Source organism: Collinsella bouchesdurhonensis (assembly GCF_900155365.1).
Lineage (GTDB): Bacteria > Actinomycetota > Coriobacteriia > Coriobacteriales > Coriobacteriaceae > Collinsella > Collinsella bouchesdurhonensis.
The window spans coordinates 147,247-172,364 of record NZ_LT699738.1; the positions used below are offsets into that span (position 1 = coordinate 147,247).

At 58.4% G+C, this 25,118-nt stretch carries 19 protein-coding genes, 1 tRNA gene and 1 pseudogene; 1 reads left to right on the forward strand and 20 read right to left on the reverse strand.

What is annotated here, in order from left to right; all coding sequences use genetic code 11:
* The 14 genes and pseudogenes from BQ9843_RS01310 to BQ9843_RS01370 form a co-directional block, all read right to left on the reverse strand.
* A partial coding sequence (locus BQ9843_RS01310) for a PSP1 domain-containing protein (protein WP_075843572.1) occupies positions 1 to 1,097 on the reverse strand: 1,097 nt, incomplete at its 3' end.
* Positions 1,088 to 2,212: a DNA polymerase III subunit gene (locus tag BQ9843_RS01315; protein ID WP_075843573.1), complete on the reverse strand. Its 1,125-nt coding sequence runs from the start codon at positions 2,210 to 2,212 to the stop codon at positions 1,088 to 1,090. The genes BQ9843_RS01310 and BQ9843_RS01315, both read right to left, overlap by 10 nt.
* The gene (gene tmk / locus BQ9843_RS01320; RefSeq protein ID WP_075843574.1) at positions 2,212 to 2,910 is read right to left on the reverse strand and encodes a dTMP kinase; all 699 of its coding nucleotides are present in this window, start codon (positions 2,908 to 2,910) and stop codon (positions 2,212 to 2,214) included. The genes BQ9843_RS01315 and tmk overlap by 1 nt, the downstream gene beginning before the upstream one ends.
* A gap of 122 nt (positions 2,911 to 3,032) precedes the next feature.
* Positions 3,033 to 5,084 (reverse strand): hypothetical protein, encoded by a 2,052-nt coding sequence (locus tag BQ9843_RS01325; RefSeq protein ID WP_230205525.1) that lies wholly within the window; start codon positions 5,082 to 5,084, stop codon positions 3,033 to 3,035.
* Positions 5,085 to 5,117: 33 nt separating this feature from the next.
* Positions 5,118 to 5,183: pseudogene (locus tag BQ9843_RS08965) on the reverse strand (zinc-ribbon domain-containing protein); the annotation flags it as partial.
* 107 nt (positions 5,184 to 5,290) lie between these two features.
* A tRNA-Asp gene (locus BQ9843_RS01330) sits at positions 5,291 to 5,367 on the reverse strand.
* A 196-nt stretch (positions 5,368 to 5,563) separates the two neighbouring features.
* A complete protein-coding gene (locus BQ9843_RS01335) occupies positions 5,564 to 6,031 on the reverse strand; it encodes a metallophosphoesterase family protein (protein ID WP_075843576.1) in 468 nt (155 codons plus the stop codon).
* Positions 6,031 to 6,747, reverse strand: coding sequence for a LytR/AlgR family response regulator transcription factor (locus tag BQ9843_RS01340; protein ID WP_075843577.1), 717 nt, complete (start codon positions 6,745 to 6,747; stop codon positions 6,031 to 6,033). Before BQ9843_RS01340 ends, BQ9843_RS01335 begins: the two co-directional genes overlap by 1 nt.
* Positions 6,748 to 6,843: 96 nt before the next feature.
* Complete coding sequence (locus tag BQ9843_RS01345; RefSeq protein WP_075843578.1) at positions 6,844 to 8,196, reverse strand: sensor histidine kinase; 1,353 nt, start codon at positions 8,194 to 8,196, stop codon at positions 6,844 to 6,846.
* A complete protein-coding gene (locus BQ9843_RS01350) occupies positions 8,183 to 9,391 on the reverse strand; it encodes a glycosyltransferase (RefSeq protein ID WP_075843579.1) in 1,209 nt (402 codons plus the stop codon). The genes BQ9843_RS01345 and BQ9843_RS01350 overlap by 14 nt, the downstream gene beginning before the upstream one ends.
* 77 nt (positions 9,392 to 9,468) lie before the next feature.
* On the reverse strand, positions 9,469 to 10,047 hold the full coding sequence (locus tag BQ9843_RS01355; protein ID WP_040219818.1) for a QueT transporter family protein: 579 nt from the start codon (positions 10,045 to 10,047) through the stop codon (positions 9,469 to 9,471).
* 85 nt (positions 10,048 to 10,132) lie between these two features.
* Complete coding sequence (locus tag BQ9843_RS01360) at positions 10,133 to 11,386, reverse strand: MFS transporter (protein ID WP_075843580.1); 1,254 nt, start codon at positions 11,384 to 11,386, stop codon at positions 10,133 to 10,135.
* Between the two features lie 252 nt (positions 11,387 to 11,638).
* Complete coding sequence (locus BQ9843_RS01365; RefSeq protein WP_075843581.1) at positions 11,639 to 12,583, reverse strand: zinc dependent phospholipase C family protein; 945 nt, start codon at positions 12,581 to 12,583, stop codon at positions 11,639 to 11,641.
* A 348-nt stretch (positions 12,584 to 12,931) separates the two neighbouring features.
* Complete coding sequence (locus BQ9843_RS01370) at positions 12,932 to 14,218, reverse strand: metal-dependent hydrolase family protein (protein WP_075843582.1); 1,287 nt, start codon at positions 14,216 to 14,218, stop codon at positions 12,932 to 12,934.
* Between the two features lie 977 nt (positions 14,219 to 15,195).
* Here BQ9843_RS01370 and BQ9843_RS08565 point away from each other — a divergent pair.
* Complete coding sequence (locus tag BQ9843_RS08565) at positions 15,196 to 15,837, forward strand: C39 family peptidase (protein WP_230205527.1); 642 nt, start codon at positions 15,196 to 15,198, stop codon at positions 15,835 to 15,837.
* A gap of 63 nt (positions 15,838 to 15,900) precedes the next feature.
* On the opposite strand, the gene BQ9843_RS01380 is transcribed toward BQ9843_RS08565, so the two are convergent.
* The 6 genes from BQ9843_RS01380 to BQ9843_RS01405 all read right to left on the reverse strand — a co-directional run bounded on the left by BQ9843_RS01380 (position 15,901) and on the right by BQ9843_RS01405 (position 25,070).
* Complete coding sequence (locus BQ9843_RS01380; protein WP_075843583.1) at positions 15,901 to 17,109, reverse strand: glycoside hydrolase family 3 protein; 1,209 nt, start codon at positions 17,107 to 17,109, stop codon at positions 15,901 to 15,903.
* 604 nt (positions 17,110 to 17,713) lie between these two features.
* Positions 17,714 to 18,463, reverse strand: a complete 750-nt coding sequence (locus BQ9843_RS01385; protein WP_075843584.1) for a glutamine amidotransferase — start codon at positions 18,461 to 18,463, stop codon at positions 17,714 to 17,716.
* The gene (locus BQ9843_RS01390) at positions 18,453 to 19,895 is read right to left on the reverse strand and encodes a MurT ligase domain-containing protein (protein WP_075843585.1); all 1,443 of its coding nucleotides are present in this window, start codon (positions 19,893 to 19,895) and stop codon (positions 18,453 to 18,455) included. The genes BQ9843_RS01385 and BQ9843_RS01390 overlap by 11 nt, the downstream gene beginning before the upstream one ends.
* 206 nt (positions 19,896 to 20,101) lie before the next feature.
* Entirely contained in the window at positions 20,102 to 23,638 is a 3,537-nt protein-coding gene (nifJ, locus tag BQ9843_RS01395; protein ID WP_075843586.1) for a pyruvate:ferredoxin (flavodoxin) oxidoreductase, read from the reverse strand.
* Between the two features lie 511 nt (positions 23,639 to 24,149).
* Positions 24,150 to 24,746, reverse strand: coding sequence for a recombination mediator RecR (gene recR, locus BQ9843_RS01400; protein WP_022387650.1), 597 nt, complete (start codon positions 24,744 to 24,746; stop codon positions 24,150 to 24,152).
* Between the two features lie 3 nt (positions 24,747 to 24,749).
* Positions 24,750 to 25,070 (reverse strand): YbaB/EbfC family nucleoid-associated protein, encoded by a 321-nt coding sequence (locus tag BQ9843_RS01405; RefSeq protein ID WP_075843587.1) that lies wholly within the window; start codon positions 25,068 to 25,070, stop codon positions 24,750 to 24,752.
* Between the last annotated feature and the right edge of the window lie 48 nt (positions 25,071 to 25,118).

Here is a 25,118-nt window from a genome sequence, read left to right on the forward strand (position 1 = left end):
GGCGCTTGCTCGTCGGCCGCACCCTGGCCGCGATCATCGCCCCCGCGACCGCGCTGGCCGCGCTGAGAACGCTCTTCGCCCCCATGCTCACCCGAGCGCTGGCGACGGTGGCGTGCAGGCGCCTCGGGCACCAAGCGATCGGCGCGGGAAAGGCCATCGCCCACGTCGATGCCCGCCTCGCGGTCGAGTTCCATAAGGGCAAGCGCGATGTCCGGGGACTCGATGCGCTCCAAGATGTCGCGCGTCACGCAGTCGGGACGACAGCTGCAGCCCTGTTCCTCGGCACGCTTCTTGCAACCTTCAGAGCAGGTCATATCGGAAAGGTTCACACGAAAAACCTTGCCGCTCTCCAGGCGCAAAACCAACTGCTCGCGCGGTGTGTTGTACTCCTGGATCTTGGCCTTGCCAAGCGGGGTGTCGATCAGCGTCTTTTTCTTGGGAGCGCGGCTCTTGAAATCCTTATAGGCCTCGAACTCGTAGCGCAGGCAGCACATCAGACGACCGCAAACGCCCGAGATCTTAGCGGAGTTGAGAGGAAGGTCCTGCTCTTTTGCCATGCGAATGGAGACCGGCTCGAACTGGCCGCCAAAGCGCGTGCAGCACAGCTCCTGCCCACAATGGGCATAACCGCCCACCAGGCGTGTTTCGTCGCGCACGCCGATCTGGCGCATGTCGATACGCGTGTGGAAGCACGAAGAGAGGTCTTTGACCAGCTGGCGGAAGTCTACGCGATCCTCGGCGGCAAAATAGAAGACAACCTTCTCGCCACCAAACAGATACTCGACGCCAACGGGCTTCATGTCCAGCTCGTTTTGCTTAACCAGGCGACGGAAATCCTCCATGGCGTCGTCACCGCGCTGGGCCAGCTCATCGGCATAGTCCAAATCGTCATCGGTAGCGATGCGCAGTACGGGCTTGAGCGGGGCGGAAAGCTCGTCTTCGGGAACCTCAAAGGGGTCTGCGGTCACCAGGCCGATCTCGGTTCCGCGTTCGGTGGAACAGATGGCATGATCGGCCTCGACGATGTCCAAGCCTTGGGGGTCAAACCACAAATCGCGCGAGGCAAAAGCAAATTTAACGGGAACAACTACGGGCATAGAAGCGCCTTTCTTATATCAAAGAGCATGACCTCGCAGGTCAGCTGGGGAGTTATGTTACGCGCGATGCGATGCTCGGCATCGCCTACGGCCTCGATAGCGCGCACGATACCCGTACACGTCGCATGCTCGGCCAAACGACACGCAATGTCTCGCGCGTCCTCGTTGACAATCGAAGCGGCATCGTCTTGGACAAGCAGCAAAACATCGCGCAGCAGCGATCGTACGCACGCTAGCGCTTCCATGATACCCGAACGCTCGCGTGCCGTAAGCTCGCGCTTGTTGCGATCCTCCAGCTGCTTCAAGGCTCCACGCGAAAGATAATCCGAGTCGCGGTCGAGCATCGCTTTCTGCGCATCCTTAAGCTCTGCAAGCGGCGCCTTGATAACGCCAAGCAAGTCGCGCACAGAAAGCAAAATGTCCGCCTCGTCCGAGCGTCTAAGCATGTCGATAGCGCGCAGCATTTGGCGGCGCACCTCTTGGCGCTCGGCGCTCTTGAGAAAACCGATGGCAGCATTGGGCCCGCCCGTCACGGCTATGGCCATGCGGCAACGAGCAAGGTCGACGCCAGTTGCACGCGCCACGGTCTGAGCAGATTCGTCGAGTGGCAACGTACGAAACGGCACGCACTGGCAACGCGACACGATGGTAGGCAAGATGGTATCGGTCGAGGTGCCCAGCAGGATAAACGTCACCGTCTCGGGCGGCTCCTCGATAGTTTTGAGCAAGGCATTTGCCGTATTTGCACGCATCTGCTCCGCGCGGTCGATGATATAGACCTTGTGCTTGGCGCGAATAGGGGCCAAAGCAACATCCTCCAGCAGCTCGCGCGTCTGACTGATGAGATAGCCCGTGGCACTCTCGGGAGTGTAATAGTGCACGTCCGGATGCGTGCGACGCGCCGCACGCATGCAGTTATCACAAGCCCCGCATCCGCCATCCTCGCACAAAAGAGCCTGGGCAAGCGCCCATGCAGCCTCGAGCTTGCCAGAACCGGGAGCGCCTACAAACAGATAGGCGTGAGCGGCTCGGCCGCCTTCCACCGCACGTGTCAAAAAGCTCTTGACGCGCTTTTGACCAGATAGCTTTGCCAAAAGCGATGCGTCGGCCACCATCAGGCCACCTCGGTCTGTTCGAGAGCAAGAGCCGCCTGCACATCGGCATCGGACAGAGCAAAGCCGGCCCTACGAGCACAGGCGACCGTCTGTGCAAACACCTCAGCCACGCCCGCCGAGGCATCAATCAGCTTCACGCGCTCAGGCTCCAGCTTCGCAATGGCGCGAAACCCCGCAGCGACGCTCTCCTGAAAGGCATCGCCCTTGAGCTCCATGCGGTCTTGGCCCGCGCGCGCGGCGCGACGAGCAAGTGCCTCGTCAACGCTCACATCGTAGACGAGCGTGAGGCGCGGAGCACACTCCCCCACCGCAAGAGCGTTGGCGCTGCGCACCATCGCGCAGTCGAGACCATCGGCAAATGCTTGGTATGCCGTAGTCGAATCGTAAAAACGATCGCAAACTACCACCTGGCCCGCTGCCAGGGCCGGAACAATGACCTCTTCCACAAGCTGAGCGCGCGCCGCCTCGAAGAGCAACAGTTCACACGTCTCGCTCATCGCCGCGTTAGCGGGATCGAGCAAAAGCGCACGGATTTTCTCGGAAATCTCCGTGCCGCCAGGCTCGCGCAAGCGCAGCACCGCGCAGCCCGCATGCTCGAGAGCGGCGGCGAGCAAACGCGCCTGCGTCGACTTTCCGCAGCCATCGATGCCCTCCAGGGTGATGAAGGCCGGTGTGCTATGGGTATCAATCGTCGGCATGAACTCTCCTTGCCGATTGTGTTCGTTGTGCTCACCTATCATACCGCGTAAGACGGACAAAGCCCGCCGCGCGGCGGGCGCAGGCGGGCTTCATGTGTTCACATTGGCGCATCGGGCACTAATCAGTTACCAAAATCCCCCGACGTGCCCACAAGGCCATCATCGCCGTTGAGGGCCTTGATGTAGATGACATGCGAGCCATCGGCATAGGTACCCATCTCGTAGTCGCGCGTGATAAAGAAGATGCCCGCTTTATCGCGGCCATAGCGATCCATCTCGTAAAGGTGATCGCGTACATCGCCGGTATCGCTGATACCGGGATTGGCACGCACGAACGCATCGATGGCGTCGGAAGCCAGGCCCGCCAGAGTGTCTTTGTCAATCCCCAAAGCCACGTCGGCGTCGACTTCGGTGCCCTTCGAGAGATCGTAGTAGACCACCGCGTTCTTGTTCCACCCATGGGGACCGCCCGCTGTATAGTAGCGCTCCTGGAACACGCAAGCTATCGAGCCGTCGAGAGACACCATGGTGTCGCGGCGGTTCTGCAGCACCTCGGCAGCACCGTTCCCGTTGCCGCTCAAATCGAGCCTCCAGGAGGACGTGGCGTCGACATCGGCGTCAAAGCTCTCCTTGAGCTTGGCGTTGAGGTCTTTGCATCCATCAGGCTTACCGTCTTTGGAAAACTGGAGATAGGTCCAATCGGTATCAACACGAGGGGTAACGTCACTGGAGGCGTCGGGCACCGGCACGGAAACCGTCTTGATGTCGGCAGAGTACGACGCATCCTTTGCGGTGTCGTCCTTCTTGGTCGCAGCACCCTCCTCGAGCGCTTGGGTGGTCTTTGCCACCAAGCTGGGAAGGTCGTTCACCGGGTAGTACGTTCCCTCATCGTGAAAGTTGTCATTTTGAATGAAGCTGACGAGATCGTAGCTCAGATATGGCGAGAAAGAACTTTGGAAGTCCATCATCTCGTCGAACGAGGCATCCTCGCCGTTGACGGTATAGGTTTCGTCAGCCGGGCCCGATGACACATCGACGTCAGAGTGTGTCGATGCCGCCTGCTTGAACTTCGACCCGTCATAAGCGTGGAAGAATGTATCGGTCGTCTCGTTATAGGCACCGCCGCCAAGATCTTCGTAAGCGGTATCAAAAGTGACGAGGTAGAACTTGCTGTCTTTTTGATACACACAAGTCCACATTATGCCGCCGTTGCTGCCTTGAACAACCGACTTATCAAAGACCTTGGAGATCTTGCCATCACGGTAGGTCCATACCTCGGTTTTGAACGACTCCTTCTGCTTGTCAAAGCAAGCTTCCTGATTGAAATCTACAACCTGGGTGTTGTAGACCACGAACAGTTCGTTCATGCCATCGCCGTCAAAGTCTACAAGATCAGCTACACACAGGCCGGTCGCCAGATTGTAGGAGCCGCCCCATTCGGTTGATCCGCTGGCGCCATACGTATCGGTCAACTCTTTGATCTTATCGAGGAACAGACCGTAGGCCTTCTGCTCGTCGGTCTTTCCATCCTCTTTTGCAGGAGCTTTGTGGGGCTTTGAGGGCACCGCGATAATCGCCTCGGAAGGAGCCTTCTTGTTCTCCTTGTCGTAATTGACGGGAATCTTCTGCTCGCTATCGGCATCATCGGAATCGTGGTCCACGATCACCAGCGTGTAACGATTGTTGGGGAGATCCTTGAAGTCGGAGGGCTTGAAGCCCTGATCACCTTTGACCGTAAGATGATACGGCGTGGTCTTGATAGAAGAAACGTCGCCCTTTGCCTTCTCGTTGATGAGGTAGGCGTCGTAGGAATTCATGAGGTTGCCGTCTTTGTTGCGCGGCTTGATGACGGTTGTCACCGCAAGCTCAACCTCGGCGTCCTGGCCAAACTCGATATCGCCTGTACCTTTGTTGCCCAGCAGGAAAAAGGCGGCAACGCCGATGATGACGATAACGAGAATCGCCGCCGCGATGATAAACGGCGTCTTCTTTTTCTTAGCAGCGGTGTCGGTAGGAGCCGCGGGCGCATCGGCGGCAGAAGCGGCCTCGGGCTCGGCAGACACGGTATCGGGGCCCGGTGCGGCATCGGAAGTCGCATCTGCGGGCACAAGAACAGGAGCCGCAACGGTCGCATCGGGAGCATCGCCCCCTTGAGCATCCCCCTGAGCGCTCACCGGAACGTCAGCTCCATCACGAGCAGCAACCGGTGCACCGCAGTTGACACAAAAACGAGCGCCGTCGCTCAACTTGTTCCCACATTTTGCACAAAACACCGGAATCTCCCCTCATGAATTGCCATTCGGGAATAATCCTATATCAACGACAGTTTTGCATCTATACGAAAAAAGCCTCGTCCGAAGACAAGGCTTTTAACATTTGATGGCGGGAAGTACGGGACTCGAACCCGCGACCTCCGACGTGACAGGCCGGCGCTCTAACCAGCTGAGCTAACTCCCCATCAGCAGGCGTTGCTGCGAGAGCTAGTATACACAGAACTCTGAGATGTGCGCAACACTTTTTTAAAAAATTTTTCCGACGCCCGAATATCGAGCAACCGAACAGACGGTTAATCACACCCCGTACTCAATGAATTTGCAGGTAGACAGCGCTCTTGCACACAAAAAATGGCGCGGGGACCAAGCCCCGCGCCACACTATAGATCGATGATGTCGGCCGAGATAACCCGGCCATCAGCCACAAAAAGACGAGCCATGGTGTTGCCCCGCGCGCTACGAGGATACGTAGGCGATCCCGGGTTGATAACCAAACACTTGCTCAACTGCACGATTTTGGGACGATGCGTATGACCGCAGATAGCCACATCGACCGTCCCCACCGGGAGCTCCTCGCGATAGTGGGCCACCGCAAAGCTCAAGCCCTCATACGTAAACGTATTGAGCGCCGGCACCCCTGGTCCGTAATCGCGATAGTAATCGTTGTTGCCCAACACGGCTTTGATAGGAGCAATGGTATTGAGATGGTCCCAATCGGCCTCGGACGTCATATCTCCCGCATGGATAATCAAGTCAGCACCCTCAAGGGCAGCGAGAAGCTCATCCGAAAGGTATCCATGCGTATCGGAAATAATATCGATACGCTTTGCATCCGCCAGCGTATCCATTAGAGGTTCAGCGCCTTTTTAAGCGGCACCACGCGGCGGCGCGAGACGGGAATGCGATCTTCCACGCTGGTGATACCCAGCTGAATCGCACCGGAGGCAGCGGTTTCAACGTCTTCAACACATGCAAGGTTCACGATATAGCGGCGATGCACGCGGAAGAAGCCAAAATCTCCCAGCTTGGACTCGAACTGCGCAAGCGAGGTCGTGGAAAGGTAGCGATCATCCTCGGTAAAAATGCAAGAGTAATCGTCCTTGGCCATGATGTAGCGAATCTGATCCACGGGGATGAGCACCTTACGGCCGCCCTTCTCCACGGGGATGCGCTCAATGGACGACTTGTTCTCCGAAACCGGCTTGACGCGCGCAAGCACTTTGCCGATGGCCTGGTCAAGACGAGCTTCCTCGACCGGCTTCATGAGGTAGTCCACAGCGTCCACATCAAATGCCTCGACAGCATGGTCGCTGTAGGCGGTAACGAAAACCACCGCAGGGGGGTTCTTCAAACGGTGAAGCGCCTCCGCAAGCTGAAGGCCCGAGGCTCCCGGCATAGAGATATCAAGAAAAACCACGTCGACACGATTCTCCATGAGCATCTCAATAGCCGAGCGAACACTCGAAGCCTCGTTAATCAATCCGATTTTTCCAGTCTGCTCAAGCAGAAAACGCAGCTCAGAGCGTGCGGGCGCTTCGTCGTCAACGATCATCGCACGTAGCATCAATATGGTCCCTTCGTTGGAGTAACCATCGATAGTACCGGCACCATTAAAAAATCGCGCCGAGCCGGCATACAATGCCGAATTTCTATTCTAACCCTACTCAAGGATACTTTTTTGCAAATCAAGATGCAAAACAACGGAAGTACCCGCTCCGGGGGAGGAAATAACCTGCGTACTCGAGCGGGGTCCATAAAAACGCGCGATGCGATCGGCAATATTGTGCATGGCAACGCCCGCACCGCCGCCCTGGGGAGCATCCGTGCGCGGGGCCTTTTGCTGTGTGCAGAACAGTCGCGCCGCCGTCTGCTCGTCCATGCCCACGCCGTCGTCCTTAACCTGGATCTGAACCATGGATTCGCCCTCGGGAGCAACCGAGATATCGATATGGAGCGGATCTTCGTCGCCCATCGCATGGCGCACCGCGTTTTCCACCAAGGGCTGAATCACAAATGCAGGCACCAGTGTATCCTCGACCTCCTCGTCGATATCGACATTCACCCCAATGCGATCCTCGCCAAAACGGGCCTTCTCAAACGTCAGATAGCGCAGCGTCTGCTCGATTTCGCGGCTAACGGGAATAAGCGAGCCAGAATTGTCGAGCGTCGCGCGGTAGAACGAGGCAAACTCACGCAACAGCTCGCGGGCACGCAGCGGCTCGGTACGCGTAAGGGCCGCAATGGTGTTGAGCGTGTTGAACAGGAAGTGAGGGTTGATCTGGGCCTGTAGCGCGCGCACCTCGGCGCGGGCAGTAAGCTCGGACTGCAGCTCGAGCTCATGGATGGCAAGCTGCGTGGAAATGAGCTCGGCAAAACCGGAGGCCAGCGCATACTGGGTGCGATTGACCTCGTGCGAACGCCGATAGTAGAACTTGAGCGTTCCCACGGCTTTGCCGCGCACCTTAAGCGGGGCGATGATACCCGCGGGGATCTCGCGATGCCCCCGGGTCTCGCTCTTCACGTCCACGGCATGCGTGAAGCTCTGCACGATACCGTGTTCGAGAACATAATGCGTGGCAGGCGTATGAATGAGAGAGCCAGGCGGAAAATCGCTCGCAAGATCGCCCGCGCAAGCGAGCACGCACGTATCGTCCGTCATGGCGATGGCCATAGCGCGCGTCTCGGTAAGCAGCCTGCGACAGATGGCCTCGGCGCCCTCGGGAGTCAAACCGTCCTTGATATCCTCCAGCATCTCCGACGCCGACGAAAGCGTTTGCTCGGTGTACTGCGAGCGAAGGATATCGGGATTGAGGGACAAGAAGATAAAAATCAGCAGGAATGCGCATAGGAGAGCGCAGGCAAACACCGTCGCCAAAGGTTTGCTGTCCACCATCAATGCATAGATAAAATAGAAGATCAGCAACGCCGCGCATACCGCCACTAGAATGCGCACTCCCGACGTAAGACCGTCTTGCGAAGAAGCCTCGGCCTGCATGGTCCTATTGTCGCCCATCGTTCTCCTCTTCACGCTGCAGGAGCATGGCCTGCATATCGATATCGTTCCACAGCCCATTCATGATAGCGGGCCAGAAGCTCTGAAGACGCACATAATTGCTCGCGTTCGCACGCGCATAGGACTCCGCCTCGGGGATGCCATCTTTCAAAATCTTGAGATAGGCAAACTTCTCGGCCGTCAGCATGGCACGTGCCGCAGCCGTCTTGCGAACGCGATCATCGAGCTGCTTAGAGATCCACGGCCCCGGGTACGGCATAAGCGATTCGGGCGTCACCGGATTTAGGTCGTGCTGACGGTTGGCGTAGGCGATCTTTGCGCGCTCGTAGTACCAGCGGTATACGTCTTGCATGAAGCGCGGAGCGCGCTGGGTTACCACCGGCGGCAGATGACGAACCACCCACTGGTTGTCAAACCACATCTCAAAGCCCCAAAGGCGCATGTTAAAGAGATAATCGAGGTCCTCGCCTCGCGTGATCCACGGGTCAAACGCAACGTGCATGTAGGCGCGCGCGTGCAGGGAAAGGCATCCGCCACACACATAGTTGGAACGAGAGATGCGCGTTCCCGCAAGGGCTCGCTTCATCCAGCTATTGAATTCGAGACGTTTGGTCCACCAACGCGTTGTGGGGCCGGCTTGCGTCGCATCGGCCATGGGCGACCCGGCACGATCGTAAAAGTAGCCGCTCTTGGCCAAAATGGGGACGCCCTGCCTGTTTTGCTGCCCCAGGGCGTAGAGGGCCTTGTCCATAAAATCGGGACCGAGCACCATCTCGTCGTCATCCAAGAAAACGACGGTGTCGTGCCCAAAAATCGCCGCGACGGCCAGACCCATGTTTCGAATGGCACCGTAGCCGCGTAGCGATATAGGCTCCCCTATGACGTTGGGGGCAAGCTCCGCCACGCGGTCGGCTATATGCGATGCCTCGGCGTTTGTCACAACCAAGGCATCAATCGAGGGGTGCGCCGCCGCGATCTCTTCTACGCGTCGACGCACTCGCGCGGTCGTCGCGGCAGGACACACAACAAGAATGACAACGCGCGGAAGCTTGCGCACCTGCTCGAGCGAACGCAGGCAGCGATCAAGATCGGGCGTTGTCGAATAGATATCGGTAGCGTGGTCGTACCCGCCCGGCGTGCAGACGCCATCCTGGCTTGCTTCCCAGTACGTGGGAATCACGACAACGGGTTTCATGCTGGCTCCGTCCATCGCCGCGCATGCCCATCTGTCAGCCGCGGCGCCACTCGACCCGCATGCGTGCTACCTCGCCGTTAGTTATGCATACCCAACTCGGCACTCTCTGCAGAAAACATCGGCGTTTTTGCCAGAGAGCGTGCCAACGGGTACCCAAGTACATACATGATAACCGCTTCGCCCACGCCAGTGGTCACCAAGCCGAACAGATACATGAACAGCCAGGAGTTATCGAGCGAGATTGTCGTAAAGGGGATGGTGTAGAAGCCCACGCCCTGCAGCAAAAGCGGAAGATAGGCGGGCACGATCAGTGCGTTTGCAAGCACGGGGCCCGCAAGTGCCACGAGGGGGTGGCGGCGCATCTTCCACGTAAAAAGGGCGCCCGCAAAGGTGGCCAGCGAGCCAAAGACCACATCAAGCATGCCCAGCATGCCCGTACCGGAGATGACGATGTTCATCACGTTGGCGATCACGCAGCCAAGCGTCAGGCCGGGAATGGCGGCAGGCGTGAACAGGGCGAGCACGCACAGCGCCTCGGACACGCGAAACTGGATAGGACCCCACGCGAGGCTTCCCAAAAAGAGCAGGGCAATCAGGGTGCAAGCTGCATAAGCGGCGGCGATCACACCAACACGGGCAAGATAATTCGATTTCATTGTTCCTCATTCACCTTCTATGAAAACGGAGGGCTTTACTACGCCGTAAAGCCCTCCGTTCCAAGACAGGTGTGCGCACGTCCGCTTACGCAGCGGATCCCTGCATCTTGGAGAGCTTTACTAGCAAAACGAAACCCACAACCAGAAGGATCCCGATGGAAAGCACTCCTAAAGAAGGATCCCCCGTGAGTGACGTCACAACAGATACTAGCAGAGTTCCCATGACAGAGGCGTAACGTCCAAAAATGTCAAAGAAGCCATAGTATTCGTTGGACTTCTCCTTGGGGATGATCTTGCCAAAGTAGCTGCGCGAAAGCGCCTGCACGCCACCCTGGAACATACCCACAAGGATGGCGAGGATCCAAAACTCGGTAGCGGTCTTGAGGAAGAACGCGGCAAACAAGACGATGCACATATAGGCGACCACGGCCACGGTAATCATGCGCAGAGTGCCCACGCGACCGGCGAGCTTGCCGTAGATGATGGCCGAGGGGAACGCAACGAATTGCGTGACGAGCAGAGCCAAGACGAGCTGCGTGGAGTCGATGCCCAACGAAGAGCCGTAGCTCGTAGCCATGGAAATGACGGTATGCACGCCGTCGATGTAGAAGAAGAACGCCACCATGTACAGGAGGACCACCTTGTCGCAGGCAATCTCCTTCATGGTATGAGCGACCTCGGAGAAGACACCGGAGACGATATGGCCGAGCGTATCCTCGCTGCTGCGCTCGCGACCGTACTTCTGCTTATAGGTACGAAGCAGGGGCAGGGTGAATACGAGCCACCACACGCCGGTGATGATAAAGGCCATGCGTGTGCAGAACATCGTCTCGAGACCGAGCGCCGAAGGGCCGGCCATGATAAGCGCGAGGCAGATGATGAAGGGGATGGTCGAGCCAATATAGCCCCAAGCATAGCCCGAGCTGGAAACAGCATCCATGCGCTCGTCGGTGGTAATGTCGGGAAGCATGGCATCGTAAAACGTCATGGACGAGTTAAGACCGATCGTACACACCACGTAGATCACAAGGAACGCCATAGCGCTCATGGGCACGGCCTGCGCAAAGCACAGCACCAGGCCCGTAAGAAAGAAGCCGATGAAGAACTTGATCTTGTTGCCAGCGTAATCTGCGAGCGCACCCAGAATCGGCATGAGGAACGCCACCACGAGCGAGGCGACCGTCTGGGCATTGGCCCATGCGGTAACTAAACCAGCCGAGCTGGCGCCTGCGGCAAGCGCGTTGAAATAGATGGGCACCACGGAGGTCTGCAGCAGCACGAGTGCGGAATTGCCCACATCATACATAACCCAGTTCCGCTCGAGCTTGGTGTACTTCATGGTGTGCGTCTCCCTTTGGTTGGCCACAGCGGCGTTTGCTCGGAATGTCAATAGAATATCGTACGACAAGTTGTATCAAGGACAGGTCAAGAACCCGTCAACGCCGCATGAACCCACCCGCTCAATGTGACAGAAAGTCGACAGGTTTATTTTGTCACATTTTGTGAAGACCCCAGTTAGATGTAGAAAAAAGCCCGCGCGAGACGGGCTTGATCGGACGAATTATATGACGGGCGAGAGTCAGACGACGCACTACTCCTCGCGATCGAATTCCTCATCGGCAGCAAGCGGACGACCAGAATAGTTGAGGTGACCCGTCAGCTGCTCCATATCGGCGCACTCGACAAAGCACGCTGCCGCACGCTCGTAGTCGTCCAAAGCGCGGTCGAAAACCTCCGGGAAACTCTCGTGCGAAACAGCCTCGGTAAAGGGGTTCTTCCACGCGATGTGCCCCATATTGCCAGCGCGCAGCGGCTGTTTATTGGTCACGGGATGCGCAAGCGACGCCAGCAAGGAATAATTGGACACAAGGCCCTCGAGCTTGCCGATAACGTCGGTCTTGAGCGAGCCCGCCGGCTCGATAATGCGATACAGCATCTGCATATCCGCCACAGCGCCGCCATACTCGGCAACGCCCACATCGAGACCGTAGACGCTACGCGCCACATGGCTCATCAGCGCGCCGCCCACTTTATCGATGCGCTCGCTGGTAACAAGCTCACTCACCGGCGGATAGTCCGCCGTCGTGGCGCCGTTGCGCTTGAGCTGAAGCATCAAGACATCCAAATCGCTCTCGATCACCGCATGCACCTGACTGGCTGCCGACGCCAGATCGGGATCGGCATCGAGCACGCCAAACTGCTGCTCGTACACAAACGGATGAGCGTTGCGATCGAGCACATAGTGGGAAAGAAGTCCCAGGGTAAAAGCGCGCCCAAGCTGAGCGTCATGCTTCTGTAAACGGCTCACGCCGTTGCGAAGACAGGCAAACTGCTTTGACATGCGTGAACGATGCATCACCCTGGCAAGCTGCATGCAGTCGCGCATATACGGCGTACGCACGTGGAAGAAGAAGGGGTCCGGGCCTTGGTTTCCCAGCAGAAACGCACAGCGCTCCTCGTCCGACGTGACGATTCCGGCAGGCAGGCGGTCGATGCTCTCCTCGCCAAAAAGATGATGCGTGATAAGTGCAGGCATAAGGGAAGTCCTTTCATGGACACGGAAGGGGTCTCCTTCCGCGATAACGTGCATGCGTCCATTATGCCCCGACGCCCCATCATCAAACGTCGGCATGTTTTCTTCGTTTTAGAAGCGGCGGCGTAGGGAGGCCCGGGGTCGTTCCCCTGAGCGATTCCGCAGCGCGAAGCGCGAGGACCAGCGGCCTCGGGGCGCCGCAGGCGCGCAAACCCTTCATCCCCGCCCCGCGATTTCAAGGGCGAGGCCGCAGGGAGGCCCGGGGCCGTTCCCCTGAGCGATTCCGCAGCGCGAAGCGCGAGGACCAGCGAAGGGGAACGGCCTCGGGCCTCCCGATGGGAAGACAAGCCCTTACGCGCTCCACCTGTTTCGCTCACCAAACGATCCGGCAACAACAATCTCGCCGTCCTTCATGATGAGATCCATGTTCTCGGGCTTAAGATCGTGGATATTCACGGCAGGGTCGCCATTTACAACCAGCAAATCGGCGCACTTGCCCACCTCGAGAGAACCGGTTTCGTCATCGCAATGGGCCATCTTGGCGCCATTGAGCGTGGCGCATGTAATGGTCTCCAGTGGCGAGATGCCCACCTTGTCCACAAAGTCGTACATCTCGGCGATCGTGACGTATCCATACGGCGTCACGAACGAGAAGGAGTCGGAACCAATGGTAAAGACCACGCCTCGCCTCTTGGCTTCGCGCAGGCAGTCGTAGTTACGTTGCAGCTCCTTCTCGACCAGCGTATCGCCGGGGAACCTATCGTGAATCTCGGGCACATAGACAGGAGGATAAGTGCTGTACCAAGTAGGCAAAAAGCCAATGGTAGGCGTGAAGAACGTGCCCTGCTCGGCCATAAGGTCCATGGTGCGCTCATCGATATCAAAACCGTGAATCAGCTGCTCGCAACCAAATCGCACCGAGTCATACGCAGCGGAATGCGAATTGTAGCAATGGCTCCAAACGGGAATGCCCACCATCTTTGCCTCATCGATTACCGCCTTGATTTCCTCGGCACAATAATGCTGAGCGCGACCGGAGTCCCAACGCCAGATACCGCCGCCGGTAGCCCAAATCTTGATGGCATCGGGGTCCTCACGCAGGCGCTGCCGAACAGCACGGCGCAGCTCCCACGGCCCATCCACCTGATCGCCCCAAGGATGCGACTGTTTGTTCTCGAGCTGGCTGCAGCGGTGCGAATCGCCATGTCCTGCAGTGCGGCAAAAGCCCAAGCCCGTCGCATAGACGCGCGGGCCCTTGAACACGCCGTTATTGATGCAATTGCGCACGTGGATACCAAACCGCCCCACTTCGCACACAGTGGTAAGGCCATGGGTCAGGCAGTCGTATGCCTGTTTGACGGCGACCGCCTGCTTTTCCAGCAGCGGCTGCATGACCCAATCGGTATCGTCATCGGTCAGGTTGCCCGAGAAATGCAGATGCGTATCGATCAAACCCGGCATGACAGTCTTTCCAGCAGCATCGATACTGTTGTAGCCGGCTTCGGCAGGCACGTCCTCATGTTTGCCCGCATACTCGATCCTGCCATCCTCCCCAATAAGGATGAGAGCATTTTCAACCGGTGCAGAACCGGTACCGTCAACGAGTTTTCCTCCGACAATCGCATATTTCTTACCCACGATTCCTCCTCCGGGACCGTCATAGAGAGTTGCCCTATCCGCACGCAGCAACGCAGGCGGGGGCGTCACGCACATGTCTATTCCTCGGCAGCTACCTTAACAGGAAACGAACGCATCCGATGCCTGAAGAATGCAGGCGTCTACGAGCGTGACTGCAAGGGTCTCGCAATCGAGCGCTCGGCGCCCCAAAGCGCAAAAAGCCTGTCAATGCGTTACATCCTTCTTATACGTCAAGCCTCTGGCGGCGAAAGGACCCAGGCGCGGGACCAGCGGTTATATGTACGCAAAGCCGAGCTCGAAGGGGGTAAACATCCTACTTGAGATAGAATGGGGGCAATCTTGCGCACTCGGCGACTTGACGCCAGCAACGGAGGGCCATGAACGCACGAGAAGACAATAACCGGTACGAAAGCGGGACCGCACGTCCTACGGTCCGCCTCGCCTCCGCACGGCCAAGAAGCCCCCAACGACCGCCTTCGCATGAGCCTCAACAGGCACCTCATTTTCGCCAGGCTCCTTCGCAGCCGGAGCGCAGGCACCATTCGCCAGCCGAAAGCAGCTGGCGCGCACACGACCCCGCGCGCCATCATGCCGACGACCTCGGCCGCGCACAGCGTTCCTACACCCCCGCATCGGGACGAAAACTCAACAGCGCCCTTGGACGCCCCTCGAACCCGACGAGGCGCAGCGCAAGCCGACCGCAGCGCAGCACCTCGAGTCCGTCCCGTAGTGGCCAGCGCCCACTGCGCGGCGCTCAATTTCAAACGCGAAACAGCCAGCCCCCATCACGTCGAAATATCGGCGCCCGCCCATCGCGCTCGCAAGGCTCCGTAATCGGCCAACCGCTCCGCCGCGGTACCTATTCCAACAACCATATGTACTTTGCCTCTGGACGTCCCGGCATGCGCGGGGCAGGGTTTAGGGCACATCGCGGGGCGGCGGCACCGGCCGGACCGTTGCGCATTCGACGTGGGCTTTTGGCAACCCTTATCGTGATCTTTGGTATCATCGGCGCCCTCTTTGGCACCATTTCCGCAGGTGTAGAGCCTGCCGCCGAGACGACTCAACTCGATATGCCTCTTATGAGCCCGGCGGACCTCCCCATATCAACACCCAAGAAGTCGTGGAAGCAAGGCAAGATGCCCTATCTCTACCAAACCGACCCCATGTGGGCGCAGCGCCCCTATGGCGGCGGCACTGTCCGCGACAATGCCTGCGGACCAACCGCCTTCACGATGGCCTACGTCTATCTCACCGGCCATATCGATTACACGCCAGCCACGATGGCTGCCTGGGCCGACGCGCACGGCTATGCTCCGAGCGGTTCCACCGAGTGGTCGTTCATGACCGAAGGTGCCGCCGCCTTTGGCGTCAGCTCCAAGATGTTCGACAGCAATAAAGACCAGATATCCGCCGCCCTCTCACAGGGCAAGCCCGTTATTTCGCTCATGAACATTGGCGATTTCACCAACGTTGGCCACTTTATCGTGCTTTCGGATATCGATGACAGCGGAAATGTGACCGTTCACGACCCCGCAAGCGCCTGGCGCAGCTCCCACACCTGGCCCATCGATACCATCGTGGATCAATCGACCTACAGCTGGGCCCTCTCCCTTTAGCTTTTAAGGAATTGCGCAAAACGCGCCCAGCCCAGCAGGCACCTGACCTCATGCAAACCCACGCTACATGAGCATTCCGGCGCGCTTCTTGACCTTGAGAATACGCATGACCGATTCGTCAATGCGGCTCTCCTCAATCACGCCCTCATTTACCGCCTCGAGCAGTCCCTGGTATGCGTCCTGCAGGTTCTCGGGCATCAAAACCATATCGCCGCCTGCTTGGATAAAGCGCACAGCAGCATCGGCCGATGCGTAGCGCTGCGTAACTGCACCCATAACAAATGAGTCAGATATCACTACGTCCCCAAACCCCAGGCGTACGCGGAGCTCGTCGGTAATCATCGTTTTGGAAAGCGATGCCGGCAAGCCATCTGCCGCCAGATTGGGAGTTTCGATATGCCCCACCATCACGAAGGGGCACCCCGCATCGATTCCCGCTTGGAACGGTTTGTACTCACATGTTCGAATCTCTTCGGCAGAACGCGAGGAAACGGCGCCGCCGGTATGGGAATCGCCAGCGGTATCGCCATGACCGGGAAAATGCTTTATGCAGGGCATTGTGCCCGTATCGAGCATCGCCAGGACCTCGGCGGACACCATCTGCGCCACCACGTCGGGATCGGAGGAAAACGCACGGGGCCCGACAACCTCGTTGTGGGAGTTGGTGAGCACATCTGCAACGGGGGCAAAATCGACATTGAAGCCAATCTCGTGCAGATATTCGCCTATCGTTGCCCCGACATGGGCCGCCTGAGTCTCGTCTCCCGTTGCCCCCACCTCAGCCATGTTCGGAAAGCGTTGCACCTCGAAATAGCCCGAGTTGGCAACACGCGACACCAGACTGCCGCCCTCCTCGTCCACAGTTAAAAACGGGGCAATGCCGGCTCCGGACCGTGATGCCATGCTATAGGTGCCCAAAAGAAGGTCTCGCAGCTGCTGGTCCCCCGTAATGTTTTGCGCAAAGTAACACAGACCGCCCACGGGGATATCCTCGAGAGCTCGCTGCGTAACAGAGCCGGCAACAACCGCTTGAGACACACCAGTAAACTGCTCGGGAGTAACAAGAAAAAGCTGCGCCACCTTTTGCTCGAGCGTCATGGACTCAAGCTTTTGCTGGACAAGAGGTTTCTGCTCGGTCGACTTAGCTAAGGAAGACGAACCGGAAAGCCCCGTACTCCGTCCGCCAGAAATGCCGCACGCGCCCAGTCCTGCCGACATCGCGGCAAGGCTCAGCGAAGATATGAGCGCACGACGTGAGACAAATGCGTCCATAGCCGTCCCCTCTCCCCCTGAATGTGACAACACATCAAGCATATTGTCACACCCTCGACTGCACATGGCAACAAACCGGCACGGCGGCAATCTTCCGCCCAAGCAGCCCGCGGACTCTATCGTCCAACCTGCAACGCACCGCCCGATGCGCACGGCGGCACCATAAGGATAAAATGCATAAAGATAAGCTGTGTATGCATAAAAATACGCCCACACGCTCCCCATCGGGAAATATTGCATCCACAACGACTCAAAGTGGTGGAAAACCTAAAAAATGTACGATGAAACAAGTTCCAATACATCCAAAAGCAGGGCAAGAGACTCTTGAATAAACATGAACGGTGTTCATATGCTGTACGAAACCCTTTGCGCCCCTTAGAGCTTTATACATGCAAAATCGACAGCCTTCAATCGTACATATTTTGACTTTTCCACCAAAGCGATGAAAGCAGATGTAAGCATGCGTCCGAAGCGGATTAAAATCACGACCGGCCCCGCCAAACGCAAAAACGGGCAGCGGGACCCCTGGTCCCACCGCCCGAATCCTCTTGATAGCCTCCGCGGGCTCCGTCAACGGCCAACCCGCAAGCAACGAAAAGCGCACCTAGTACGCAAGGCCCATTCCAGGCAAGCGGAACGTCTTCAAACGCTCCTCGTACGACGCGCGCACATCCTCCTCAAACGCGAGCGGAGCATCCTTCTCGCCGATAAGGTCGAGCAGATAACGCGTAAAATCGGGATTGAGCGGCAGCAGCGGGCCGATAAGCCAGGTTGCCATAAGGTTGTTTTTTCTAAAGCCTTCCTCGCTGGTTTGCTTATTCAGGCCAAAGCCTACCTCATTACGGCAGAACGGCTGCTGACCCGCACCGGCTTCCATCTGAGTGAACTGGATTTTGAAGCCCACGACCTTGATAGCCTCATCGCGTTCGGGAGCGTTGAGGTCGCCAATCACCACATCGTGATAACGTGCGGGGATATTGCAGTGCGTCACAAAATCGAGAAGGCCCAACGCCGGAGTCTCCGAGCCATCCGGATTTACGATTTTGGTGCCCAAAACCTCCGGAGCGCTACCCGTAAAGAGCATGGGCACACCGGCATCAATAAGCTCAACAAGACGTTCGCGATACGGCTGCAGCAACTTGATAGTGTTTACCTGCTGCGCCTCAGACATGCCGCACAGCAAAATCAGCGAGGGCACGTGCTCGGCAAAATAGGGAACGTCGTCATGCGTCGTCTCGATGAACTCGGCATCGGGCAGACATGCGCGCAGATACATGGCATTGCCATTGTCCCCTGCCTGGTTTGCGTATTCGGGGTAGAGCACCTCGATGACAGTCTTTGCATTAGCGGACATCAGATGCCTCCTCGATCTTCTTCCCAATAAGCTCGCGGCTCTTCTCCACGTCGCCACCGTTAAAGATGTCAAATGCCCAGAACACGGAATCAACGCTCATGGGGTCGACCGCCTGAGCAGCCTGTTCGGGCGTCTCGACCATGTGAAGCTTTGCGGGGTCGATATTCGCCATACGCAGGCGCGGGAGCAAGTCGAGATTCGTGGCACCCTGAATTACAATCTGCTCGATGCTGGGATCGTTGAGATACTCGAAGTCAGTCTGATAGTACCAGCCGATATACTCGGTCTCCTTGGGGTTCGCCGCTTTGTGGGCATCGGCAAGCATCACGATGACTGCCTTACTACCGGGCTCCTTACGAATCGTATCGAGCGCCACCGACGTCGCCGTGCTGTTCTCGCCCTTGGACGCCACTGCAACCAAGCGCTTGCCACCAACCGTCTTCTCTGTATAGCGCAGCGCCGTCACGTTGATGCCGCGCTCGAGCGAAGCTGCGATAGCCTCGGCGGAAAGGCCGAGCTCACGCGCAACAACAACCGTCGAGAAGAGGTTATACAGGTTCGTGATCGAGTAATTGCCAAAGTGATATGTGTGGGTAGGCTCCCCCTCATGGCAGCGCTCACACACGGTAAACGTATGAGCGTCGCAGTCGAGCGCCACGAGCTCGTAATCGGGCTCGGGGTTAGTGAAACCGCAGCTCTTACAATGCGCGTGACCAAGATGGCGCAGATGGCAGTAGTCATACTCAAGCTTGCCGCCACACTGAGGACAAGCGGTGAGGTCGCACACAATGCCCTGAGGATCTGACGAGTCATCCTCGAGACGAGCGATGGAATAGTAAACGCGGTTCGAATTTTGCGGCGCCAGACGGCAGCTGATCATATCGTCTGCATTCAAGATAAGCTTGGTTGCAGGCGAGATGTTTTCACTCATTACAGAGAAGATGAAGTCGGGGTTGGCATTGCGCGAGAAGGAATCACGATAGAGGTTCGTGACGAGGATGACCTCGGGAACCAGATCGGGCAGCACGGTGCGGAACGAAAGCTCGTCGAGCTCCATGACTGCCACGTCGAGCTTCTGACGACCAGAAATGGTGGCATTCTTGATAAGCGTGCTCTCAACGCCGTTGCGAACATTACCGCCCGCACGATTATCGATCATCTCGATGCCATTATCGCGCAGCAGGTCGCACAGCAGGTTATTCGTGGTTGTCTTGCCGTTCGTTCCAGAGACGAAGACGACGCGCGCAGGCTTGTCGACATCAGCAAGGAACGAAGGATCGATCTTCTCGGCGATAACGCCCGGCATCTGCCCGGCATTGCGGCGCGCGAGCTTAAGCGCCGAAGCCGCTGCCCTCGACACGGCCATAGCGAGATGGAAACGAGGTCCCTTGGCACCCTTAGTGGCATTGCTCACAGCGGGTTTTCCTTCCATGTGAAGTTCTCAATAACGCGCTTATTATAGCAGCGGCCCTTCGACCTCGAAGAACCCCCATCGTACGAACAGGATGCGCCATCCAAGAGCGCAGATAAGCAACCCATAGAACGGGAGAGACCCCCGCCGCACGACATGCGGTCGGGGGTCTCTCCATGTCCGAGAACATTCGCCGGGAACGCTCTCAGGTCTTGTAGCAGGAAGCTTTACGCCTCGTTATACACCGTCAGGAGCTTTTGCAGATGAGCATAGCGGTCCATAGCGGCCTGCTCGTTCTCCTTGAAGAGCTCCTCAGCACGCTCCGGGAAGGAACGGGTGAGGGAGGCATAGCGGGCCTCGTTCATCAGGAACTCCTGATAACCGCCGGCCGGAGCCTTGGAGTCGAGCGAGAACTTCTTGCCGGCAGGAGCCGCCGGGTTGAAGCGGAAGAGGTTCCAGTAGCCGCAATCCACGGCCTTCTTCATCTCGGCCTGGCAGTTTTGCATGCCGCCCTTCTTGATGGAGTGCATCTCGCAGGGGCTGTAGCCGATGATGAGGGACGGGCCGTCGTAGGCCTCGGCCTCGTGGATGGCCTTAAGGGTCTGAGCGGGGTTGGCGCCCATGGCAACCTGTGCCACGTAGACGTAACCGTAGCTCATCTCGATCTCGGCGAGAGACTTCTTCTTGGTGGTCTTGCCCGCAGCAGCGAACTGAGCAACCTGGCCCAGGTTCGATGCCTTGGAAGCCTGGCCGCCGGTGTTGGAGTAGACCTCGGTGTCAAAGACAAAGACGTTAACGTTGTGGCGGGATGCCAGCACGTGGTCAAGGCCGCCAAAGCCGATGTCGTAGGCCCAACCGTCGCCGCCGAAGATCCAGAAGGACTTCTTGGTGAGGTAAGCCTTGTCGGCCAGGATGGACTTGGCAAGATCGCAGCCGCACTTCTCGAGCTCAGCGACATAGGCGGCAGCGGTGGTCTTGCTGGCCTCGGTGTCGTGGCGAGCGTCGAGCCATGCCTGGGCGGCAGCCTTCAGCTCGGGAGCGGCGCCGTCAGAGGCAAGAACCTTCTCGGTGTCGGCGACGAGCTTGTTCTGGACTGCCTCGTAACCCACGGCCATACCAAGACCATGCTCGGCATTGTCCTCGAACAGGGAGTTATTCCATGCTGGGCCGTGACCGTTCTTGTCCGTGCAGTACGGAGAGGTCGCGGCGGGGTTGCCCCAAATGGAGGAGCAGCCGGTGGCGTTGGAGATGAACATGCGGTCGCCTGCCACCTGGGTCACCAGGCGAGCATACGCGGTCTCGGCGCAGCCGGCGCAGGAGCCGGAGAACTCGAGGTAGGGCTGCTTGAACTGGCTGCCCTTGACGTTCGCGGCGATGAGCTCGGGCTTCTCGGAGACATTCTTGACCAGGTAATCCCAAACGGGCTGCTGGTCGAGCTCGGTCTCGGTGGGAACCATCTCGAGGGCGCCCTTGGGGCAGACCTTCACGCAGTTGGTGCAGCCCATGCAGTCGAGCGGGCTCACAGCCTGGACGTACTTCATGCCCTTGGCCTTGGGGCCCATGGCATCGATGGCACGGAGCTGCTCGGGCGCGCCGGCAACCTCCTCGTCAGTCAGAGCAAACGGACGGATGGTAGCATGCGGGCACACATAAGCGCACTGGTTGCACTGGATGCACTTGGTCTCGTCCCAATGCGGAACCATAACGGCAACGCCGCGCTTCTCGTATGCAGAGGCGCCCAGCTCGAACTGGCCGTCAACGCAGCCCATGAAAGCAGAGACGGGCAGCGAGTCGCCGTCCATGCGGTCGATGGGCTCGAGGAGCTCCTTGACCTGCTTGGCGATGGCGCTCTTCTCCTCGTCGGAAATCTCGACGGGGGCATCCTGAGCGTCTGCCCAGTCGGCAGGAACCTCAAACTTATGGAAGGCGGTGGCGCCGGCGTCGATAGCCTTATGGTTGGCGTCGACGATAGCCTGGCCCTTCTTCATGTAAGACTTGGTAGCCGCGTCCTTCATGTACTGCAGTGCGTCCTCGGCAGGCAGGATCTGTGCCAGCGCGAAGAATGCAGACTGCAGCACCGTGTTGGTGCGCTTGCCCATGCCAACCTTGGCAGCCAGGTCGATAGCGTCGATCAGGTAGACATTGACGCCGTTCTTGGCGATGTAGCGCTTGGCAACAGCGGGAAGATGCTCGGCAAACTCCTCGTCAGACCACTGGCAGTTGACCAGGAAGGTGCCGCCCGGCTTGACGTCGCGGACCATCTTGAAGCCCTTGACGATGTAGCTGGGGTTATGGCAAGCGACGAAGTCGGCCTTGGTCACATAGTACGGGCTGCGGATGGGCGAATCGCCAAAGCGCAGGTGGCTGACGGTCACGCCGCCGGTCTTCTTGGAGTCGTACTGGAAGTAGGCCTGAACGTACTTGTCGGTGTGGTCGCCGATGATCTTGATGGAGTTCTTGTTGGCGCCCACGGTACCGTCGCCGCCGAGGCCCCAGAACTTGCACTCGATGGTGCCCGGAGCTGCAGTGTTGGGGGTGTCTTCGGCAAGAGGCAGGGAGAGGTTGGTGACGTCGTCCACGATGCCGACGGTGAACTCGCGCTTGGGCTCGTCCTTCTTGAGCTCCTCGTAGATAGCGAAGGCAGAAGAGGGAGCGGTATCCTTGGAGCCCAGGCCGTAACGGCCGCCCACCACGGTGAGGTCGGTGCGGCCAGCCTCATAGAGTGCGGAGACAACGTCCTGGTAGAGAGGCTCGCCAATGGAACCCGGCTCCTTGGTGCGGTCCATGACGGCGATCTTCTTGACGGTCGCGGGGAGCACGTCGACAAAGTGCTTGATGGAGAACGGACGGAACAGACGGACCTTGACCAGGCCGACCTTCTCACCATGAGCGTTGAGGTAATCGATGACCTCTTCGAGCACGTCGCAGAAAGAACCCATGCAGACGACGACGCGATCGGCATCCTCGGCGCCATAGTAGTTGAACAGGCCGTAGTCGGTACCGAGCTTCTCGTTGATCTTGCCCATGTACTTCTCGACGACAGCGGGCAGCTTGTCGTAGGCGGTGTTGCAGGCCTCACGATGCTGGAAGAAGACGTCGCCGTTCTCGTGGCTGCCGCGAGCGTGCGGATGCTCAGGGTTCAGCGCGTGATCGCGGAACTCCTGAACAGCCTCCATGTTGCACATGTCCTTGAGGTCCTCGTAGTCCCACATGGCGACTTTCTGGATCTCGTGGCTGGTGCGGAAACCATCGAAGAAGTTGAGGAACGGAACCTTGCCCTCAAGAGCGGCGAGGTGCGCCACCGGGGAGAGGTCCATGACTTCTTGGACGTTGCCCTCGGCGAGCATGGCAAAGCCGGTCTGACGACACGCCATGACGTCGGAGTGATCGCCAAAGATGTTGAGCGCCTGGGTAGCCACGGTACGAGCGGACACGTGGAAAACCGAGGGAAGGCCCTCGCCGGCAATCTTGTACATGTTGGGGATCATCAGCAGCAGGCCCTGGGAAGCCGTGTAGGTGGTGGTCAGCGCACCAGCGCCCAGAGAACCGTGGACGGTACCGGCAGCACCGGCCTCGGACTCCATCTCAACAACGTTAACGGGCGTACCGAAGATGTTCTTCTTGCCCTGCGCGGCCCACTGGTCGACATGATCGGCCATCGGGCTGGACGGCGTAATGGGATAGATTCCCGCCACCTCGGTGTACGCATACGATACGTATGCGGCGGCCTCGTTGCCGTCCATAGACTTGAACTTACGCGCCATATACCCCTCTCCTCTCGTTTGGGTGTACATGCTTTCCGAAAGACGGCGCCTTTCGGATGTAGCCACGTGTCGCAGTGCATCAGGCGATGTGATGCATTGCGCTGGAACCGCAGGTCATTCTACCCATGAACGCGCACTCGATACAGTGCGCCATGCGACGGGTGACCCCGTCTCTGCCATGGTGAATGCTTCGATTTCACAGGTTGTTCTATTGTACTCCTCAGGGTCGTCTTTCGTTTTCGAAAACCGCAAGCGGCACAGCGGGAGCTCGGATGGAACGAAGGCACGACTAGCGTCTACGCAACGTCGGCATGTCCGCAGCCGCGCGAGCCCCGTACGCCGCTTGCACGTCGCTCGCACACACGACAGCTCAATCCCGCCTCGCACATTGCCCCGCCGCCCCGCCCGTCGCGACAAAACCCGCGCACAAACGACTTTCCCTCGGGATCTTTCATCAACGAGGGAAGCGATACCGTATAGGCCGCTGCCCCCACAAAAAGCAAGGTAAAAGCTACAGCGTGCGACGGGCCTCGATAGCACGACCGAGCGTAAGCTCGTCGGCATACTCCAGGTCGCCGCCCACGGGAAGGCCGCTCGCCAGACGGCTCACCTCGATGCCAAGAGGCTTGATGGTGCGCGCCAAATAGCTCGCCGTGGTCTCGCCCTCGATATTGGGATTGGTGGCGATAATGACCTCGTGAATATCCTCGGTTCCCAAACGCGCCAGCAGCTCACGGACATGAAGCTGCTCGGGACCGATCTTGTCCATAGGGCTGATCACGCCGCCGAGCACATGATAAAGACCGTGATAGGACCCTGTGCGCTCGATCGCCGTAACGTCGCGAGGCTCGCCCACCACGCAGATGCGCGTGGTATCGCGCGTGGAGTCCTCGCAGATGGCACACTCGTCACCCGTGGCATAGTTAAAGCAACGGCTGCAAAAATGCACCTGCTCCTTGACGGAGAGGATGGCGTCTGCCAGGCGACGCGCCTCCTCAACGTCGGATTCCAACAGGTAATACGCGATGCGCTGAGCCGACTTGGGACCAATGCCCGGAAGTCTGCCCAGCTCATCAAGAAGAATCTGTAGGCTATGGTCTGCCGTCATGATTTAGAACGGCATACCCGGGATGTTGAGACCGCCGGTGATGGCGCCCATCTGCTTGTTGGCAAGCTCGCCCACGCTGCGGATGGCCTCGTTGACGGCGGCCATGATCATGTCCTGCAGCATCTCGACGTCCTCGGGATCGCACGCATCCGGATCGATCTTAATGGACCCGATCTTCATGTCACCCGTCATGGTGACCTTCACCATGCCACCGCCCGCGCTGGTATCGACGGTCTGGGTCTTGAGGTTGTCCTCGGCTGCGGCGAGCTGCTCTTGCATCTTGCGCGCCTGCTTCATCATCTGCTGCATGTTCATACCGGCCATGATGGCTCCTTATCTTCGGCGTTTTAACCAGAAGAATCGTACCATGCA